22 protein-coding genes are annotated in these 19,730 nt (G+C 34.6%); 1 reads left to right on the top strand and 21 read right to left on the bottom strand.

The window, feature by feature from the left end:
- Positions 1-197 precede the first annotated feature (197 nt).
- The 16 genes from JC605_RS04175 to hutH form a co-directional block, all read right to left on the bottom strand.
- Entirely contained in the window at positions 198-647 is a 450-nt protein-coding gene (locus tag JC605_RS04175; protein WP_111423009.1) for a thioesterase family protein, read from the bottom strand.
- Entirely contained in the window at positions 622-1,905 is a 1,284-nt protein-coding gene (locus tag JC605_RS04170; RefSeq protein ID WP_198855002.1) for an ABC transporter permease, read from the bottom strand. The genes JC605_RS04175 and JC605_RS04170 overlap by 26 nt, the downstream gene beginning before the upstream one ends.
- Positions 1,895-2,593: an ABC transporter ATP-binding protein gene (locus tag JC605_RS04165; protein WP_008465897.1), complete on the bottom strand. Its 699-nt coding sequence runs from the start codon at positions 2,591-2,593 to the stop codon at positions 1,895-1,897. The genes JC605_RS04170 and JC605_RS04165 overlap by 11 nt, the downstream gene beginning before the upstream one ends.
- Before the next feature lie 63 nt (positions 2,594-2,656).
- Complete coding sequence (locus tag JC605_RS04160) at positions 2,657-3,655, bottom strand: BtrH N-terminal domain-containing protein (RefSeq protein ID WP_198855001.1); 999 nt, start codon at positions 3,653-3,655, stop codon at positions 2,657-2,659.
- On the bottom strand, positions 3,656-4,060 hold the full coding sequence (locus tag JC605_RS04155) for a hypothetical protein (RefSeq protein WP_198855000.1): 405 nt from the start codon (positions 4,058-4,060) through the stop codon (positions 3,656-3,658).
- A gap of 2 nt (positions 4,061-4,062) precedes the next feature.
- Positions 4,063-4,392 carry a hypothetical protein gene (locus tag JC605_RS04150; protein WP_198854999.1) on the bottom strand — a complete coding sequence of 110 codons (330 nt, stop codon included), beginning with the start codon at positions 4,390-4,392 and terminating at the stop codon, positions 4,063-4,065.
- On the bottom strand, positions 4,385-4,852 hold the full coding sequence (locus tag JC605_RS04145) for an ABC transporter permease (protein WP_198854998.1): 468 nt from the start codon (positions 4,850-4,852) through the stop codon (positions 4,385-4,387). The genes JC605_RS04150 and JC605_RS04145 overlap by 8 nt, the downstream gene beginning before the upstream one ends.
- A gap of 8 nt (positions 4,853-4,860) precedes the next feature.
- Positions 4,861-5,289 (bottom strand): hypothetical protein, encoded by a 429-nt coding sequence (locus JC605_RS04140; protein ID WP_198854997.1) that lies wholly within the window; start codon positions 5,287-5,289, stop codon positions 4,861-4,863.
- A complete protein-coding gene (locus JC605_RS04135; RefSeq protein WP_177211451.1) occupies positions 5,289-6,422 on the bottom strand; it encodes a beta-ketoacyl-ACP synthase III in 1,134 nt (377 codons plus the stop codon). Before JC605_RS04135 ends, JC605_RS04140 begins: the two co-directional genes overlap by 1 nt.
- Positions 6,423-6,439: 17 nt before the next feature.
- On the bottom strand, positions 6,440-7,342 hold the full coding sequence (locus JC605_RS04130) for a dialkylrecorsinol condensing enzyme DarA (protein ID WP_198854996.1): 903 nt from the start codon (positions 7,340-7,342) through the stop codon (positions 6,440-6,442).
- 137 nt (positions 7,343-7,479) lie between these two features.
- Positions 7,480-8,379, bottom strand: coding sequence for a lipid A biosynthesis acyltransferase (locus JC605_RS04125; protein WP_198854995.1), 900 nt, complete (start codon positions 8,377-8,379; stop codon positions 7,480-7,482).
- Positions 8,380-8,634 carry an acyl carrier protein gene (locus tag JC605_RS04120; protein ID WP_008465907.1) on the bottom strand — a complete coding sequence of 85 codons (255 nt, stop codon included), beginning with the start codon at positions 8,632-8,634 and terminating at the stop codon, positions 8,380-8,382. It abuts the gene before it with no gap.
- On the bottom strand, positions 8,627-9,862 hold the full coding sequence (locus JC605_RS04115; protein WP_198854994.1) for a beta-ketoacyl synthase: 1,236 nt from the start codon (positions 9,860-9,862) through the stop codon (positions 8,627-8,629). Before JC605_RS04115 ends, JC605_RS04120 begins: the two co-directional genes overlap by 8 nt.
- A 175-nt stretch (positions 9,863-10,037) precedes the next feature.
- Entirely contained in the window at positions 10,038-10,769 is a 732-nt protein-coding gene (gene fabG / locus JC605_RS04110; protein ID WP_111378968.1) for a 3-oxoacyl-ACP reductase FabG, read from the bottom strand.
- 94 nt (positions 10,770-10,863) lie between these two features.
- Positions 10,864-12,087 (bottom strand): WG repeat-containing protein, encoded by a 1,224-nt coding sequence (locus JC605_RS04105; protein WP_198854993.1) that lies wholly within the window; start codon positions 12,085-12,087, stop codon positions 10,864-10,866.
- Positions 12,088-12,127: 40 nt separating this feature from the next.
- Positions 12,128-13,648: a histidine ammonia-lyase gene (gene hutH, locus JC605_RS04100; RefSeq protein WP_198854992.1), complete on the bottom strand. Its 1,521-nt coding sequence runs from the start codon at positions 13,646-13,648 to the stop codon at positions 12,128-12,130.
- A 101-nt stretch (positions 13,649-13,749) separates the two neighbouring features.
- Between hutH and JC605_RS04095 the strand changes: the two genes are divergently transcribed.
- The gene (locus JC605_RS04095; protein ID WP_198854991.1) at positions 13,750-15,000 is read left to right on the top strand and encodes an NAD(P)/FAD-dependent oxidoreductase; all 1,251 of its coding nucleotides are present in this window, start codon (positions 13,750-13,752) and stop codon (positions 14,998-15,000) included.
- Positions 15,001-15,049: 49 nt separating this feature from the next.
- On the opposite strand, the gene JC605_RS04090 is transcribed toward JC605_RS04095, so the two are convergent.
- The 5 genes from JC605_RS04090 to JC605_RS04070 all read right to left on the bottom strand — a co-directional run bounded on the left by JC605_RS04090 (position 15,050) and on the right by JC605_RS04070 (position 19,715).
- Entirely contained in the window at positions 15,050-15,652 is a 603-nt protein-coding gene (locus JC605_RS04090; RefSeq protein ID WP_198854990.1) for a hypothetical protein, read from the bottom strand.
- 153 nt (positions 15,653-15,805) lie between these two features.
- Positions 15,806-16,141, bottom strand: coding sequence for an L-rhamnose mutarotase (locus JC605_RS04085; protein WP_198854989.1), 336 nt, complete (start codon positions 16,139-16,141; stop codon positions 15,806-15,808).
- A 9-nt stretch (positions 16,142-16,150) separates the two neighbouring features.
- Complete coding sequence (locus tag JC605_RS04080; RefSeq protein WP_111423052.1) at positions 16,151-17,005, bottom strand: fumarylacetoacetate hydrolase family protein; 855 nt, start codon at positions 17,003-17,005, stop codon at positions 16,151-16,153.
- 252 nt (positions 17,006-17,257) lie between these two features.
- Entirely contained in the window at positions 17,258-18,022 is a 765-nt protein-coding gene (locus JC605_RS04075; RefSeq protein ID WP_198854988.1) for an SDR family NAD(P)-dependent oxidoreductase, read from the bottom strand.
- A gap of 37 nt (positions 18,023-18,059) precedes the next feature.
- Positions 18,060-19,715, bottom strand: coding sequence for a UxaA family hydrolase (locus tag JC605_RS04070; protein ID WP_198854987.1), 1,656 nt, complete (start codon positions 19,713-19,715; stop codon positions 18,060-18,062).
- Positions 19,716-19,730 lie beyond the last annotated feature (15 nt).

The raw sequence follows: 19,730 nt of genomic DNA, 5'->3' as shown, positions 1-19,730 counted from the left end.
ACTTCTCAATATCGGACTTCGCTTTATTACCATGTTTTCTAGAATAAAACGCACCTATTAATACTACTAGTACAAATAAGATTTGTTGTGTCATCTTTATTCGATATTATGGATGCCTACAAGGTTTTGGAAACCTTGCAAGAAATAGATTTAGATTATTTTATTTTTAATTCGTGAAAATTAGTGCAATCCGTGTTCTATTTCAACAACCCAACTTTTCGTTTCCATTCCTCATAAAAAGGCGGATTTGTCAGCATTAAATTTCCTGCTGCATCTAAAAAAACCTGAGTAGTTTCTCCTGTACAAGCCACTTCTCCTTTATCATCAATAATTTTAAAACGGTAGATCATTTTGGCTGCGGGAGTATCAACAACAGTTGTTTCAATTGTTACCACATCACCATAACGCAAAGACAATTTATGTTCGCAAGTCGATTTTACAATTGGCGTGGTGTAACCCGTTTTGGCAATATCCAGATACGTAAGTCCGTGCTGACGCCCAAATGCTTCACGTCCATCTTCGAAATAAGTAATATAATTGCCATGCCAAACGATTCCAAGCGGATCAGTTTCGTTAAAACGAATCCTGATTTCGTGTGAAACGGTTAGATCTGTAGCTTCTTTAAACTGCTCTTTTCTTTTTATCATAAAATAATGCGATGGAAGTGGTAATAATGAAAAACAAAAATAATAAACTTATTCTTGGTATGATTTCGACGAAAGAAACGTTTCTAAGTAATACATCGTAAAAAGCCTCTAATCCCCAGTTCATTGGAGATGATTTTGCGATATATTGCATGATTTTTGGCATAGCAAAAACAGGAACCCAAACACCACCAATTGCTGCTAAAATGATCACACTTGTAGCACCAAAAGGAGCAGATTGTTCTTGTGTGCTGGCTACAGTTCCTAATAAGATTCCGAAGCCGATTGCTGCAAAACCTGAAAATAATGCTACAACACTTGTCAATGCAAAATGACCTTCGATATTTAAAGAAGGCAATCCGATTGATGGAAATAGGAATACTGCAACGGCAACCATCATATAAAACTGAATCATGCAAATGATCGAGTAGGTAATGGTTTTTCCGATAACAACAACCAGATTAGAAACAGGATTGGTTCTTAATCGAACAAAAGTTCCCTGTGATTTTTCTTTTACAATATTGATAGATAACGGAATGACAATAAAAAAGATTGCAAAAAGCGTCCACGCCGGAACATTATGCTGAACGGAATTTGGACGAACTTCTTTGTTGTTGATTCTCGGAATTATTTCTTTGAAAGTAATAAAGTTCTTTTGTTCAAAATCGATGGTTTCTTCTCCTAATTGTTTTTGGAAAGTGCTGTAAATCGATTTGGTTTCAATCTGCGAAATCATTTTGTCGATTGAACTCATGACAGCATTTTTGAAACTCATCTGAACCGCTGGATCAAAATACAGTTTTACTTCTTTTTCTTTAATAACTCGCTGAGGTTCGGCAGCCGTTGTACTATCGGTCAAACCTAAATTGCTCACGATTTTCTCTACATTCTGATTTACTTTTTCCTGTAAGTCGGAACTTAAGTTTTCTGGAATTACAATCGCCAATTGAAATTTTCCTTTGTAGACATTTTCTTTGGCAATTTCTTCGGTAATCGGTTTATTGTCAAGTTGGGTTACAACGGTAAAGTATTTGCTTTTTTCTAAATTTTCAAAAACGGTTTTAGAAACAGAACCGTGGTCTTTATCGACCAAAAGAATCTGAAGTTTAGAATCGGTTACGGCTTTAAAAGTGCTGTCTTGAATTAAGGTTACGGCAATTACCAAAACCAAAGGCATGATAAATAAAATAATCAATCCACCTAAATCTCTTTTTAGCAAAAGAAATTCTTTTACTACCGACATCCAAATTTTATATATCATCTCTCAACGCTTTACCAGTTAATGAAATAAAAACATCTTCGAGATTTCGAGCATCTTTTGTAGATTCAATTAATGCTGACGGAGTTGCTTGTGCGTAAATCTGTCCTTGATCTAAAATCGCAATTTGAGAACAGAAATCTTCGGCTTCAGCCAAATGATGCGAAGTATAAATAATGGTTGTTCCGTTTTGGTTCAACACTTTCAAATAATCGATAATGGCAGTTTTAGAATGCACATCGACACCAACTGTTGGCTCATCCAAAAACAAAACTTTCGGATTATGAAGAATTCCGGCAATCAGGTTGACACGGCGTTTCATTCCGCCCGAAAAAGTTTGAACTTGTTTATCGGCAAATTTCAATAAACCTAAAAGATCAAGCGTTTCTATTACTTTATCCTTTAAATCAGAACCTTTTAAACCGTACATACTTCCAAAATAGAGCAGATTTTCTCTAGCAGTCAAAGTCGGATACAAAGCATATTCTTGTGGAACAACGCCTATGATTTTTTTAATTTTTGAAGCATGATGCTGATAGTCTAAACCATCAATCGTAAAATGTCCAGAAGTTGGTTTTACCAATCCGCAAAGCATGGAGATTAAGGTTGTTTTCCCAGCACCATTTGGGCCAAGTAAACCAAAAATCTGGCCTTCATTTATATTTAGCGAAACATTGTTCAAAGAATACATTTCTGCATTTTTGTACTTTTTCGAAAGGGATTCTATTTGAATGATAGATTGCAAAATAGTGTTTTAGCTGATCGCTTTTTTTAGTTTTTTGAAAAAGATTTCTTCTCTATTGGCAATGTCCAAAAGTTCATCGGCAATAGTGTTGTAGGCGTCATCTTTGGCGCTTCTATTTTTGTAAATTCTTGAAGCTTCAACAGCAAAATCACGCCATGAATCTCCAATTTGTGTCATTTCTTTAGAAAGTTCTTTCAGTTCTTCGTTACCCAAAATAACCGAAGCTTCCTGTAAAAATGCCGCATAAATAAAACGGAAACCACCGCCTCCAGTTCCAATTTCTTCCTGCATACGAACCATTTGAGCCAGGTAATGATTGGCTTTTCTGACTCCATGCTTTTTAGGCCATTTACGAATCTGGCGAGAAACCATTTTAATGCCGCGAACACCAACAATTGGCATTGGCGCAAGCATATCTCTACATGTATTTTTGATTCCTTTTATGATGGCGCTTTTTAAATCAACATCTTTTGGAATCTGAATAGGATAGTACATTTGTCCGCGAGGTGCAAAAGCTCCTTTGGCAAAACGTACTTTATTCATGTCTTCATAAGTTAAGGTCGTAACGGTTTCCATTACTGGATCGCTCACTAAATACTCGGTTTCGGTTTTTCCGTAAACGACTAAATTGTGCGCGTTGAAATGAAAACGATATTCGTCTGGGAAATAACTTAAATTGTATACACCAACTTGTAATCCGGTTGGAATATTATTTTTTAAATTTTCGTCTAACGCTTTATTCGCATTTGCTATAGAAGAAAATTTTTGTCTTTTTATTTTTAAATTTAATCGGTTGGCCACTTTATTAAAAATCTGTCCAGGCAAAGTTCTATAACTGATTGCTGGTGCATGATTTACTTTTATAAAAGGCAGATATACAAAAAACAATCCAGAGCCAATACCAAAAACCATCGGTTCGCTAATGTTTAGTCCGCTATTTTTTAGCAGATTCGACGCTACTCCATTCTCGCAATGAGCAGACTGATGATGTGTGAAAGTTAATTCCATTTATTTGGTAATGCTGTTTTTTAATTCTTCGATTGATACTCCAAAAGTATCAGCATATTTTTTCAGGATTTTATCGTTTAATTTGGTGAAAACGCTTGGCTTAAAATGTCCTTTTACGCGCCATTTCCAAAATCCAACATAACTGGATAATATGTTAAGATCCATTTTATTGGCTTCCATAAAATACACAATCGGACTTGCTTCGCCATTTAAAACCTGTTGTTTAGCATCGGCAATTCGTTCATTTATTTCATCAATAGAATTTGAAAGCGCTATTGTTTTAGGTTCCCAGCCTGTACTTAATGTTGTGGTATAATTGCCGTTTTCATCAGTTGCGTACAAAAGTTCTTTAACGTTGTTTTTCGTTAAGTTGCTTTGATCCTGAGGTACTTTATCTTTTTCCATTATTAACGATTTAAATTTAGTAAGGCTATACAACCTAATACTGCAAAGACACTAAGTAGTATAAAAACAAGATTTAGATTAGCTAGACTTTTATTTCCTTTTCTTCTTAAAAAAGGTATTTCAATTAATAATCCAAAATAGAAAAAAAAAGTGATGAATAATGCTAAAACAAACATTCCTAAACCTGCATCTGTATGTCTATGTTGATATTTATCGCAAAGCGTGTGAGGATCGTAAATGAAGTTCCAGTATAAAACTAATAATCCAAACAATGACAATAAAATCCCGATTCGAATTCCTAAATGTGAAATGATTTTTTTAAAATTATCCAACTGAAACCGTCTTTTGAATAAACAAGTTAATTTCGCATTCTAAGAGTATCTGGTCTTCCAATAAACTTTTACAGCTCATCGTACATAAAGTATAATCGTCTCCGACAAATTTTGAAACCAAATTGGCTTTTGTTATAATGGTATCACCAACATTTGGCAGTGCATGAATTTTTACACTTTTTAAAGCGCTGATGAATCCGATTACATTTACGTTTTCATTTTCGATTCCGTTGTCGTCAAAAAAATATTTTTTTCCAACAATTGCAGAACAAGTCTGTGCGGTATTTTCGATTAAACCTGCTTCGTTAAAAACATTGTTCTGAACAAAAATATTGTCTTCTTTTATCAAAAATATGGTTTCTACAAAGTTGGCATCTATATCCAAAATCAAATCCACCATAAGCATTGGTGCTCGGTGTGGTAAGTAATTTTGTATGTCAACTGCAGAAGTTGCTTTCATGATTGTTTTTATTTTGCCAAAACGGTTTTCATTTGTCCTCGGGCAATTTCTTCATTATTTAACGTCGTAACAATGTCAACCAAAGTGATTCCTGCAAATTCCTGCAGAATCGTAACTTCAGATTGAATAGTATCGCTAAGCTTTGGAAGTTTCTTAATTTCAATTTCTTTGATAGAACCAATATAGCCTGTTGGAGCAATTTCGTTTTTCAAAAAATATTGGTATCCTGTATGCAATGCCACAGATTGTGCCATATGTTCTATTAATCCAGCTTCAAGAAAAATATCGTCTGATACAAAAATATTTTCGCGCTGAATTTCTAAACCCGAAACCAAAGAAGTTTCAGAATAAGAATGCATAGCGTCTACCATCACAAAAGGGAACTTTTGTGGCAGTAAATTTTCTACCATTTCTTTTTCTAAAAGCATTGTTTCCATTAACAAACAGTTAAATAGGCGTACGCGAAAGAGAATCTTCCGCTTTCTGGAACAGATAATAAAATTTTATCTCCTTTTTTCAAATTTCCTGAATTCATTAATTCTTCAAGAGCCAAGTAAATAGAAGCAGAGCCTACATTTCCAACTCGAGAAAGATTCATGAACCATTTGTCATCGCTCATTCCGATACCTTTTTCGTTTAATCCTTTTTTCAATCCTTCAACAAAAAAGTTTGAAGAAACGTGAGGGATGAAATACGTAATATCTTCCGATTTAATATTGTTTTTATCCATGGCGTCTTTCATGCTTTCAGCACCTTTTGACAGGATAAATTCGTCTAATAATTTAACGTCTTGTTTGATTGAGAAAACAGATTCATTCAACCATTGTTCTGGAGAATAATCGCTCCAGCCTTTAATTTCTCCATTTTCCAATTTATCTCCTCCAGCATACATACAAGTTTCTAATTCGTATGCATACGAAAAAGCTTCCATCCATTCTATTTTAAGTGAAATTGGTCCTCTTGGTTTATTTTCCAAAAGAAAAGCTCCAGCACCGTCAGATAACATCCAACGTAAGAAATCTTTTTTGAATGCAATAATTGGCTGTTCTTCAAGGCTTTTTAAATTGTCGGCCTCGTGATTGTATTTTTGAGCATTCAGCCAAGTAGAAACTTTTTCTGATCCTGTACAGATTGCGTTTTTTGAATTTCCAGATTTTATAGAAAGAAAACCAAATTTAAGAGAGTTCATTCCGGCACAGCAAACTCCTGTTGAAGAGTTTAATTCTACCGATTTGTTTTTTAACAGACCATGAACCATCGCAGCGTGCGAAGGCAGAAAAATGTCGGGAGTTGAGGTCCCGCATGAAAGTACTTCTACATCTTGAGGCGTAAAATTTTCATCGAATAACGGTAAAATGGCATTTTTGGTTAATTCGGCATTGCTGTGAGTGCTTTTTCCTTCTTTGTCAACAGCGTAATATCGGCTTGTAATTTTATTATTGCGCAAAATAATGCGTCTTGCTTTAGAAGCAGTATCATTGATAAGGCCTAAGTAGGCTTCCATTTCGTCATTTGAAACGGCTTCGTTTGGCAAATATTTTGCAGCTTTTGTAATATATACTTCAAACATAATTTAAATTTCGTCTTCTAAACTCCCTGATAATATTGAGTTTCCTTTTTTATAGATTTTAACTTAAGCGGATAGGTAATAAGGTGCAATATATACACTATTGGTGAGATTAACCATATCGCAAGGAATAAATAAACATTAAATACTTTAAGCAGCTGTTTTCGGTTTTTTTGATTTTTATAAATGATATTTGACCATTTATTAAAAATTTTATTGGCCGTTTTGTCAACCGTTACCAGATATGAACTTATTTTTACAGCCCCAGCATCGACCAATTTTGGCTGTAATTGGGCTAAATTATTTTGCTGTAAAGAATCAAGCATGATTTCTCCAAACTGACTTGATTCTTGAATATCTTTTTCTGAAACTCCAGGAAGCGGAAAAATACCTAAATATTTTTTCTTAACCCCAGAAAACATCCATTCTACAATTGTAATAACGCTGATTAGATTTCCAACACGATCTACCAAAGCTACATTTCCAACCAATTTGCCATTTGCTTTTCGCAGCAAAACTTTGATTTTTTCCTGTGCCATAATCCACATGTTTCTTGAACCGCTGATCGTAATAACAGGTGTATTGTTCAAAATTTTCTTGGCATCATCACTTTTCAAAAATGAATTGATCGGAATAGAAGGTGATAAATACCAAACTTGATAATGAAATAATACCAAGTCAAATTTTGTATTTAAAATTTCCTCAGGAACAGGTTTTAATGCAGTTGGAATCTGTAAAAATGATTCTGGAAAGGCATCAAAAAACGATTCTTTGTTCCAAGGAAATGGAAACGGTTTTTCTAATTGTATTTCGTGAAATGTAAGGTTTATTTCGTCTGAATTTAGGAATGGTTTTGCAATATTTTTTGCAATAGATTCCAACTGTCCAGATTGGGTATAATAAATTACGAGAACATTTTTCATTTAGGTTTTTTGGCTTTGGTGGTCAGCAAAAATAAGTAAATTTATTTAAACGAATTTTCTTATTCCTGCGAATGGCCTAGAATTCCTAAATTTTTGATTTATTCAAAAAAAATGAAGTTAAAAGAGTTTATTCGGTGTTATTTTGGCAATGAATTTTTGTTTTCTAACTGGTTCCAAAAATCAAAATAATTGAACCATTGTAAAGGGTATCGATGCAGAATGCTTTCTACGCTTTTTACATATTCTTTCAAAAGCGCTTTTTCATCACGATGTTTTACTTCGGCTTCTCTTGCGTACAAATGATAATGAAGATTTGGTTCTTTCATTACGTAAACAAAAACTACTGGAACTTTTAATCGCGAAGCAATTAAAAATGGACCTGCAGGAAAATTGGCTTCTTTGCCCAAAAGTGTTTCAGAAAGCGATTTTGTTCCTTCAAAATAACGATCTCCCGTAAAACAGATTAATTCGTTATTGGCCAAAGCGGCATTGATCTCAAAAATATGAGAGAGATCTTCTTTGATGATAATAAATTTTACGGTTGGTTTTTGAGAAACGCTTTCTAGATAATTTTTAATGGCAGAATGTTCTAAATCTGTCGTCACTAAATTTATCTGGAAATTAAGGTCAATGTCTCCCAGAAAATGTTCTGCAATTTCAAAATTACCAACATGAGCGCTAATTAAAACACCGCCTTTTTTCTCGGCAAGTAATTTTTTTAGTGTTTCTATTCCATCAAATTCATAGGTAAATTTGTTTCGCATTCCTGCAGAAATGGAAACCTTATCAATAATTGTTTGTCCAAAAGTATAATAGCTTTTGAAAACCATTTTTTTGGATTTGAAATAGGAGTATTGAAGTCTTTCTTTAAAATAATAGAAAATGGCTTTGTTGCTTTTTCTTAGAAATAAAAAATAATAGGAAGCAACAAAATAAAGTAAGACATAGGCAGCTTTGACACCCGCTTTTTGAATTAAAAAAACGAATATTTTATAGCCTAAAACAGTTCCTTTGGATTTACCATCCCATTGACTCATTTAAGCTGATTTGGCTTTGATTTTAGTTTCGATTAAGTCATAAAAACTTTGAAAATCAGAAATTCCAACAAAATCTGCTTCAACTAGTTTTACACCAAAGTTTGCCTCTATTGAAACGACTAAGTCAACATAATCCAGACTGTCTAACCCAAGTGTATCTTTTAAATTAGCATTTGGTTCAATGTCGTCATTATCAACTTCAAATTCATCAACTAAAAAACCATTAATTTTTGCTATAATCTCTTCTTTATTCATTGTTCAATTTAAACTTTTTAACCACCAACGCAGAGTTGGTTCCTCCGAAACCGAAAGAATTGGACAAAAATATGTCAAATTTTTTGTTTAACGTAGTTTTAACTAAATTTAATTTTGACGCATCTTCATCTGGGTTTTCCAAATTGATGTTTGGCGCGATAAAATCGTGCTGCATCATTAAGATAGAATAAATGATTTCGCTAGCTCCCGCCATCCAGCATTCGTGGCCTGTCATGGATTTTGTAGAACTTACCGGAGGATTTTTTTCTCCAAAAACTTCAAAAATAGCTTTTGCTTCATTGGCATCTCCAACAGGTGTTGAGGTTGCATGAGCATTTATATATTCAATATCTGAAGCTTCTAATTTTGCATCGTCAAGTGCACGCTTCATTGCTGTTGCTGGTCCTTCTACGTTTGGAGTTGAAATGTGCCCTCCGTTTGAAGAAAATCCGTAACCGCCAATTTCTGCTATGATATTGGCACCGCGAGCAATTGCAGATTCGTAGCTTTCTAGAATTAAAGTTGCTCCACCACCACTTGGAATTAATCCGTCGCGACCCATATCAAAAGGTCTTGAAGCTTTTGTTGGATCGCCTTCTCTGTTAGAAAAAACACCTAATCCATCAAAACTGCTCATCGCATATTTGTTGATTTCCTGTGCTCCGCCAGTAATGACAATATCTTGAAAACCGCTTTTGATTAAAAAATAAGCCAAACCAATTGAGTGAGAACCGCTGGCACAAGCCGCACTTACCGTAAGATTGATTCCGCGAAGTTTAAAAATCGTCGAAAGATTCATCGTTACCGTAGAATTCATCGACTTAAAAATAGCACCAGAACCAATTAAGGCAGTGTCTTTTTTCTCGCGTACAATGTCTGTTGCGTCAATGATTGCTTTAGAAACGCTGTCATTTCCGTACATGATGCCTACTTCGTGTTCGTCAAAAAAGGCATCATCAATGTTCGCATTTTTTAATGCTTCTATAGTTGCCATATAAGCATACTCGGTTTCTTCACCGATGCTCATACGTTGTCTTCGCGTCAATAAATTTTTAAGATCGGCTTTCGGAACCATTCCTGTTAAGGCCGACTGGAAACCAAATTCTTTTCTTTCAGAATCAAACTGAATACCAGATTTTCCTTCGTATAACGAATCTTTTACTTCGTCCAAAGAAGTTCCGATACAAGAATAAATTCCCATTCCAGTAATTACAACTCGTCTATTCATCGTCTTTCAAAAGTAATTTTTTATCCTTAAAGTGTAATTTTTTAATCTTGCCGCAAAGGCACTAAGGCACTAAGTTTTTTTAAAGTCTTTTTGCTTAAACTTTGCGACTCGGTGTCTTTGCGAGCAATTTTCTATGTATAAAAATCTTAAAATAATCTCGCAAACATAGTATTCTTTAAGAATATATTCCGCCATTTATGTTGATAATTTCTCCTGTAATATAGCTTGCTTTTTTAGAAATCAAAAAGCTTACCAAATCTGCTACTTCTTCGGCTTCGCCAAAACGGTTTACCGGAATTAGCTTCAACAATTCTTTTTCGTCCAGCTGACTTGTCATATCGGTTCTAATGAAACCTGGAGCGACAGCATTTACAGTAATGTTTCTTTTGGCAACTTCCTGTGCTAGAGCTTTGGTTGCTGCCACAATTGCACCTTTTGCAGCCGAATAATTGGTTTGTCCTGCAGTTCCTTTTACTCCAGAAACAGAAACCATATTTACGATTCGGCCGTATTTATTGCGTAACATTTTTTGAATAAAAAACTGTGTAACATTAAAGAAACCGTTTACACTCGTATTCATAACACCGTTCCAGTCTTCTGGAGTCATCCACATAAAAAGACCATCTTTTGTGATTCCAGCATTGTTTACAATTGCTTCAACCAATTTTTCAGGATTTGCTTCCTGCCAAGCAGTTAAAACATTTTGTACGTTTTCAAAATTAGAAACATCAAAACCTAAGATTTCTCCTGTTGCACCTAATTTTTGCACTTCTTGTAATGTTTCTTCGGCAGCTGTTTTATTCGAATGATAATTAATCAGAATATGATAATCGGATTCTACGGCTAGTTTTTTACAAATCGCACTTCCAATTCCTCTCGAACCGCCTGTTACTAATACACATTTCATTGATGTAGGGTTTATTTTTATTCGTCATCAATGAAACCGCATTCTATAAAGCGGTTTCATTGATGCAAATGTCTAATTTATTTGGAGATAAATATTATTTCTTTTTTTTCGCTGCTGGTTTTGCTGTTGGCTTTTTTGTTGCCGGTTTAGTTTCTTCTTTTGGTTTTTCTACGGGAGCAGCTGCAGGCTGAGGTTTTTCTGCACTTTTAGAAAACAATTCAGCATTTTCAAACCATTGGTTAGCCAAAACTGTTCCGTCAGGTTTAAGAAATCCCCATTTTCCTTCGTTTTTTACTCGTGCAACACCGCCAATAAATCCTTTATCTTGTTGTGTAAACATCGCAATAATGGCATTTGTTGTGATACCATATTGAGTTGGAATTACCAGTTTTCCAGATTCATTTATGAATCCCCAGTTACTTTCTTTTACTGGGGCGAGTCCGTTTGTGCTAAAAACTTCTGCATCGTTGTAAGTTGGTTCAATAACAAATTTTCCTTCTGGATTAATGAATCCCCATTTTTTTCCAACAAGAACAGGAGCTAGATTTTTTGAGAATGCTTTTCCTTTATCATAAATAGGAAGAATTGCCCAATTTCCCTTTAAATCAATGTATCCAATTTTTCCATTTTTCTTAGCGAACGTCAAATCTTGAGTTTCAAAATCCCAGATTTTTTCAGCTCCGTCAACTGGAATAAATTTTCCGCTGCTTACCAATCCGAAAGTTTTGTCTTTTTTAGCCCAAGTTGTTCCTTTAAAATAATTTCCAACTTCGGCATAAACTGGTTCAACCAATTCTTTTCCGTTAGTATCAATAATTCCCCAGTTTTTGTTTAGTTCCACTCTTGCGTAACCATTTTCAAAAGGCTTGATCTGATCGTATTTTGGTTCTAAAACGACAGCCATTTTGTTGTTGATTAACCCCACTTTATTGTTTTGTCTGAAGAAAGCAACGCCGTCATTAAAATCAAATACTTTGTCAGTAGTTGGTCCTTTTTGAATTTCTCCCTTTGTATTAATGTAAACCCAGTCTTTGTCTTTTTGTACAACTGCAATTCCGCTGTTAAAATCTTTAGCGTCTTTAAAATCAGCAGGGATTACCCAAGTTCCTTTTGTGTCTATAAATCCCCATTTTCCGCCATTTTCTACAGCAGCCAATCCTTCAGAAAAACTTTTAGCAGATTTATATTGAGGTTCGATTTTAAAAGATCCGTCTTTAGACAGATATCCAATTTTAGAATTTTTCTTAACTAATGCTAATTCTTGACTATTAACAAATTGAATGCAGCTTAGCAATAAAAAAACAAGTGACTTTTTCATGATTTTAAGATTCAATATTAATACTGTAAAATAAAGATTTTTAACTGTTTATCAAATAATCTTTTACTTTTTGAACAAAAGGATACATAACTTGGTCTTCCTTAAATTCTGGAATTATATTTCTGATATCGTCGTACCATTTTTTAGTTGTAGACGAAATTTGATCTTTTTGTTTCAAATAATCAATTGCCTGAACAATTGTGATTAATTCGATCGCTAAAACTTCAAATGAGTTTTCAATTACTTTTGATGTAATAACCGCAGCATTTGTTCCCATACTTACAATGTCTTGATTGTCATTGTTGTTTGGGATACTGTGCACATACATTGGATTAGATAACATTTGGTTTTCGGCAGTTGTTGAAGTCGCAACGAACTGAACGCCCTGCATTCCGAAATTAAACCCTAACGTTCCTAAGTTTACGAATGGAGGAAGAATTTCGTTGATTTTTGAATTCAATAAATAATTCAATTGACGTTCTGCCAGCATCGTTAATTTTGTAATAACGATTTTCAGTTTATCCATTTCTAGCGAAATATAATCTCCGTGGAAATTTCCACCATGGTAAACGTGTTTGTTTTTTACGTCTATAATAGGGTTGTCGTTTGCTGAGTTAAATTCGTCTTCTAAAATAGAAGCAACGTTATTTATAGTTTCTAAAACTGGTCCTAGAATTTGAGGAACACATCTTAATGAATAATATTCCTGAACTTTTTCTTTGAAGATTTCTTCGGTGTTTTCGCCAGAATATAAATGATCTTCTCTTTTACGGATCAAAGTACTGTCAGAAAGATTTTGTCTCATTCTTTCCGCAACTTCCTGTTGTCCTTTATGACGTTTGGTTTGGTTTAATTCTTCTGAAAAATGATCATCATAAGCTTGAACCAATTCGTTAATCGCACAAGAAGCTTTTAATGACCAGTCTAATAATTTTTTAGCATAATGAACATTTACAACTCCAATTCCTGTCATTACAGAAGTTCCGTTGATTAATGCCAAACCTTCTCTAATTTCTACCTGAATTGGTTTTAAGCCTTCGATTTCGAAAACTTCTGCAGTTGCGCGTCTATCTCCTTTATAAAAAACTTCACCTTCGCCAATTAATACTAAAGCCAAATGTGATAATTGTACTAAGTCACCGCTGGCACCAACACCACCGTGTTCAAAAATTAAAGGCGTAATATCTCTGTTGATTAATTCTGCCATTAAATGAATAACAGAAGAATGAACTCCTGAATTTCCTAAAGAAAGTGTATTTAATCGAGCTAAAATTGCTGCTTTTGCGCACTCTGCATTTAAAGGTTTTCCTGTTCCAGAAGAGTGACTTCTAATTAAATTATATTGCAATTGAATTTGATCAGACTCTTTAATTCTATATTGAGCCATTGGACCAAACCCCGTATTTACACCATATATTACTTTATTTCCTGAGAATTCTTTTAAGAAATTAAAACTTTCGTTTACTCGATTTAAAACCACATCGCTAATAGCAACTTTGCTTTTTCCGAATATTATGGCTTCAAATTCTGCTAAACTTAAATATTCATTTATTGTATTCATCAAATCAATTTTGGTTGTGCTAATTTAATTTTATTTATCAAAATAAATGTAGTTATTTTGATGATGGCAAATGTAGGTTAATTAATGATAATAATTCTAATATGACAAAGGAGTTTGTTGATGTTTTAGTGATTGGTGCAGGACCATCTGGATGTGTTTCGGCATCTTATCTTTATAAAAACAACGTAAAGGTTAAAGTTGTAGAAAAAACAAAGTTTCCAAGACTTGTAGTAGGCGAAAGCCTTATTCCGCGTGTAATGGATCATTTTGCTGAGGCAGAATTGTTTGAAGCTCTAGATGCAATGAACTTTGAAAAGAAATTAGGAGCTCGTTTTATCAGAGGAGAAGAAATCTGCAATTTTGATTTTAGTGTAAAATTTGGCGAAGGCTGGGATTGGACTTGGCAAGTTCCAAGAGCTGATTTTGATAATACAATGGCTCAAGAAGTCATAAGAAAAGGAATTGATTTAGAATTTGAAACTGAAGTTTTGGAAGTTTCTTTTGAAGGAAAAAATTCAAAAACTATCGTAAAAGACAAAGACGGAAACCTAAAAGAAATTCACGCTAAATTTATCATTGACTCGAGCGGATACGGACGCGTTTTGCCGAGACTTTTAGATTTGGATACGCCTTCAAAACTAGATCCGCATTCTTCGATTTTTACGCATGTTAAAGATATTAATAGAGAAGAAGGTGTAGAAGGAACTCAAATTTCTTTTGATATTCTGGAAACCGAAGTTTGGCTATGGGTTATTCCGTTTTCTAACGGAAATACAAGTTTAGGCGTTGTTGGTCCGACGGATTTTATTAATTCTCTTTCTGAAAATAAAGACAATGCAGAGGCTTTGAGAAACGCCATTCAGAAATCGGATTATTATATTAAAAGATTTGCTGGAACAGAGTTTTTATTTGAGCCTGTTAAATTAGAAAATTACTCAAGAGCGGTAAAAAGAATGTATGGCGATGGTTTTGCTTTGACAGGAAACAGTTCAGAATTCTTAGATCCAGTTTTCTCTTCGGGAGTTGCTTTTGCAACCGAATCGGGAATGCTGGCAGCAAAATTATATTTAAAAGAATCGCAAGGAATTCCTGTTGATTGGGAAGTGGAATTCACGCAATACATGAAACGTGGAATTGCTGTTTTTACGACTTATGTTCAGGAATGGTATACGGGAAATTTACAGACTTTATTTTTCCACCAACCTGAAAATCCAGAAGTAAAAGAAAAAATATGTGCGGTTTTAGCAGGTTATGTTTGGAACGAAGAAAATTCGTTTGTCAAGAAACATGATCACGTAATTGCTAATATGGCGTATTTATTAAATATGCAAAAAGAACAAAGCCCTGAATAATCAGGGCTTTTTTTTATTGAAAAACAATTCACTATGTAGGAATATGTTTTTATTTATATGCTTTTTTTACAAGTTTAGACATTGTTTTTGCAGTTTTTGCAAATCCTTCGCCAATTCGGGTTTCATTATTAAAATTGCTTCCCCATTGATCTCCAGGAGCCTCTTCACTGTTAATTTCTAACAAGACATTTGATTTGTTAGCCGTTTCAACAAACTTTAAATTGGTTGTTACTTTTGCTGGCTGTTTCATGATTCCAGCATCCCAACCTGGATAAATCCAAACTGCCTGTACAATTAAAGTATAAGGAGTATTTAATCCTTCTTGAAAGTTTAATTCTTTCTTTTCCTTAGTCAAAAAAACGTTTGCAATTTCTAAGAATTTTGGGGTCCATATTTGATCTTTTGCCACGATCCATCTTTTTTCCCAAAGATTTCCATTTCCTTTTGCCTTTTCATCTAAATCTGCTTTGTGCTCTTTTACGTATTGCGCTTCAGACTTTTTCTCCTTCATCATAGTAAAATTACTATAATCAAATACGGTATTGATTTCTTTTTGATCTTTTAAAAAGTCAAAATTGCCTTGAACAATATTAATGTCCTGAGCAAACATCGCTCCTGAAATAAAGAAGCATGCAATAATTAGTTTTTTCATTTTTTTGGTTAATTGATTAGTTTTTTTGTGGGCTAAAATAATTAAAAGGATTTAAATTGCAAGCATTAAAAAAGTAATCTTTTTCTTGGATATTGTTTAAAAAAAAAGACTGCCACAATTGACAGTCTTTTAAAAATTTATTGAATGTTAATGTTACAATCCAAAAATCTTATCCATTAAAATCCATTTTTGCCCAGGTTTTGCCCAAGGTAAAGCTTGCTGGAATTTCCACATTAAAGCTTCCCATTCCTGAACTTTTTCGTTTGCTGTGTCGGCTTTGTCTTTCTTTTCGAAAGTAAAATCTGCATCAGCTTCGATAATCATAAACAATCGATTTCCTGTGCAGTAGATATCTAGAACTTCGATTCCAGAATCTTGAATACTTTTTTTAATTTCTGGCCATACATTTTCATGCAGTTCTTTGTATTCTGCAATTAGATTTGCATCGTCTTTTAGATCTAAAGCCAGATAGAATTTTTGTGTTGCCATAATCTAAATTTATCCTTGGTAAGCGACAGCAGTTTGTTTGCTTGTGCCTAAACCTTCAATTCCTAATTCGATTACGTCGCCTGCTTTAATGTAAATTGGATCTGGTTTAATTCCTAATCCAACTCCCGGAGGCGTTCCTGTACTGATTACATCGCCAGGAAGCAATGTCATAAACTGACTTAAGTAGTGCACTAAAAATGGAATTTTAAAAATCAAGTTCGAAGTATTACTATTTTGGAACGTTTTTCCGTTTACAGTAAGCCACATTTTTAGGTTATTTACATCGCCAACTTCGTCTGGAGTTGCCATAATTGGCCCAAGAGGAGCGAAGGTATCAGAACCTTTTCCTTTTGCCCATTGTCCGCCGCGCTCGATTTGGAATGCTCTTTCGCTGTAGTCATTCAAAAGGCAATATCCTGCAATGTAGTTTGGTGCATCTTCCTCAGAAACGTAGCTTGCTTTTTTACCTACAACAAAAGCTAGTTCAACTTCCCAGTCTGTTTTTTCACTGTTTTTTGGGATAATCAAATTGTCATTTGGTCCACATAAAGAAGTCGTAGATTTGAAGAAAATAATTGGTTCTTCTGGAATTGCTGCGCCAGTTTCTTCGCAGTGATCCACATAATTTAATCCGATGCAGATAATTTTTGAAGGACGTGCAACTGGTGAACCTAAACGTACTGAATCGCTAACTTCTGGTAAAGAAGGATTATTTTTTAAAGCTTCTTCTAATTTCGCTAAACCGTCATTTTCAAAAAAAGCTTCGTTGTAATCTGTTACAATAGACGAAACATCGTATCTTTTTTCATTTAGTAAAACTCCTGGTTTTTCCTTTCCTTCTTCTCCGAATCTAATAAGTTTCATATTTTAATTTTTTTAGTAATGTGTTTATTTTTTTGCCACAGATTTAAAGGATTAGAATGATTTCTTTTAGATTGTCACCCTGAGCGAAGTCGAAGGGCGTTCCAATTGGACGTGGGCTTCGACTTCGCTCAGCCTGACAAAAGCAGGAAATAAAAATCTTTTTAATCCTTTAAATCTGTGGCTTTATTTTTTTGCTCGCAGATTTAGCAGATCGAGTAGTTTTAATCTTTTAAGTTTGTGGCTAAATAATTTTTAGTTGTTTAATTTAATAAATCCACCATCAATTGGGTAATCTGAACCTGTGATGAAAGACGATTCGTCGCTGCATAAGAATAATGCTAAAGTTGCGATTTCGTCTGGTTTTCCCATACGACCAATTGGCTGTGATTGTGATAATTTTTCGAAAATCTCTTCTTCTTTTCCAGGATAATTTTTAGCAATAAATCCGTCTACGAAAGGTGTGTGAACTCTTGCCGGAGAAATAGAATTACATCTGATTTTATCATTCAAATAATCTTTTGCAACCGATAAAGTCATCGCCATTACAGCGCCTTTTGCAGTAGAATATGCAAAACGATCCGGAATTCCAACCCAGCAAGCAATCGAAGCCAAGTTCAAAATTACACCTCCGCCAGAGCTTCTCAATGCCGGAATCGAAGCATGAAGACAGTTGTAAACTCCTTTTACGTTTACATTCATGATTCTGTCAAAATCAGATTCTGAAGTTGTGTCTACTTTTCCAACGTGAGCAATTCCTGCGTTGTTTACTAGAATATTGATGTTTCCGATTTTCTCAAAAGTTGAATTTACTTGTTCGTGATTCGAAACGTCGCAAGCGTGAGCAAAAACATTTCCTCCATTTGATTTGATTTCTTCAACCGTTTCTTTTGCGCTTTCTTCTGTCAATTCTAAAATATGAACTTCAGCTCCTTGTTTAGCAAATAAAACCGAAATCGCTCTTCCAATTCCGCTTCCACCGCCAGTGATAATTGCTTTTTTATTTTGTAATGAAAACATTTGATATAAATTTTTATGAGTTGTTTTTAATAGTCTTTTACAAAGATACGCCGCGTTTCCACGGAATAAAATCGTCTTGGTTTAATTGAACTGCTTTCGGAATAATTTCGCCGCTTGCCGCTTTGATGCAATATTCTAAAATTTCCTCGCCCATTTCTTCAATAGATTTTTCTCCGCTGATAATTGGTCCACAGTCAATATCGATAATATCTTTCATTCTGGTTGCTAGAACAGAATTTGTTGCCACTTTAATTACAGGACAAACTGGGTTTCCTGTCGGAGTTCCCAATCCAGTTGTAAACAAAATTAAAGTTGCTCCAGAAGCCGCTTTTCCAGTTGTCGCTTCAACGTCATTTCCTGGCGTACAAACCAAACTTAAACCTGGTTTTGTAACCAATTCGGTATAATCTAAAACATCAACAACAGGAGAAGTTCCGCCTTTTTTGGCTGCTCCAGCGCTTTTGATTGCATCTGTAATTAATCCGTCTTTGATATTTCCCGGAGAAGGATTCATGTGGAAACCAGAACCTACTTTATGCGCCAGTTCATCATAAGATTCCATTAAATCTATGAATTTTTTAGCCTTATCTTCGGTAACACATCTGTCAATTAAATTTTGCTCTGCACCGCATAATTCTGGAAATTCAGCCAAAAGAATTTTTCCGCCTAAAGCTACGACTAAATCTGAAGTATAACCAACCGCAGGATTTGCAGAAACACCACTGAATCCATCGCTTCCGCCACATTTTACACCAATACATAAATCGCTCAAAGGCGCATCGGTTCTTTCGTATTTGTTGATTTCGATTAAACCTTCAAACGTTTTTTTGATGGCATTTGTGATCAAAACTTCTTCGCTCTCTGTCTGCTGCTGTTCAAAAATAAACAATGGTTTGTCGAACTCTGGATTTTGTCTTTTTACATCATTTACAAAATCTTGAACTTGTAAATGCTGGCATCCTAAACTCAAAAGTGTGATTCCGCCCACATTTGGATGATTCGCATAAGAAGCCAATAAAGCGCTCAAAGTAGAAGCATCTTGACGCGTTCCGCCGCAACCACCTTGGTGATTTAAGAATTTAATTCCGTCGACATTTTCAAAAACACGTTTGTTTTTTGGCGTCGGATTCAACTCAATATTAATGTCGTTAATGTCATTTCCGTTCAAATAACCTTCCAGTAATTCGTGTGTAAATTGGTTGTATTTGTCTGTTACAGCATAACCCAATTGTTTGTGTAAGGCTTCTTTGATGACATCTAAATTTCTGTTTTCACAAAAAACAGTCGGGATGAAAAGCCAGTAATTTGCTGTTCCAACGCGTCCGTCTTTTCTTTTGTAACCTTTGAAAGTTCTGTTTTCGAATTTTGAAACATTCGGTGCATTCCATTCGTAAGAAGCGTTTCTGTATGCATAAGGATCTGCAGCATGTTTTAGGTTTTCGGTCGTCATTAAACTTCCTTTTGCCACATCGTTTTGCACTTTTCCAACCAAAACACCGTACATGTTTACTTCTTCTCCCTGCTTCATGTCCTGCATGTAGAATTTATGTTTGGCTTTGATAAGGTCTTGTAAAACATAAGTTTCGTTTTCAAAATGAATGGTTTCGCCTTTTTGAAGATCGGTTAAGGCAACCAATACATTATCATCTGGATGCAGTTTTACAACCAGTTTTTTTGTGTTATTGTCAGACATTGTGTTGTTTGTTTT

Source organism: Flavobacterium sp. IB48 (genome assembly GCF_016405855.1).
Taxonomy (GTDB): Bacteria; Bacteroidota; Bacteroidia; order Flavobacteriales; family Flavobacteriaceae; genus Flavobacterium; species Flavobacterium ginsengisoli.
The sequence above is the reverse complement of the archived record's forward strand: the minus strand, read 5'-3'. Positions and strand labels throughout refer to the sequence as shown.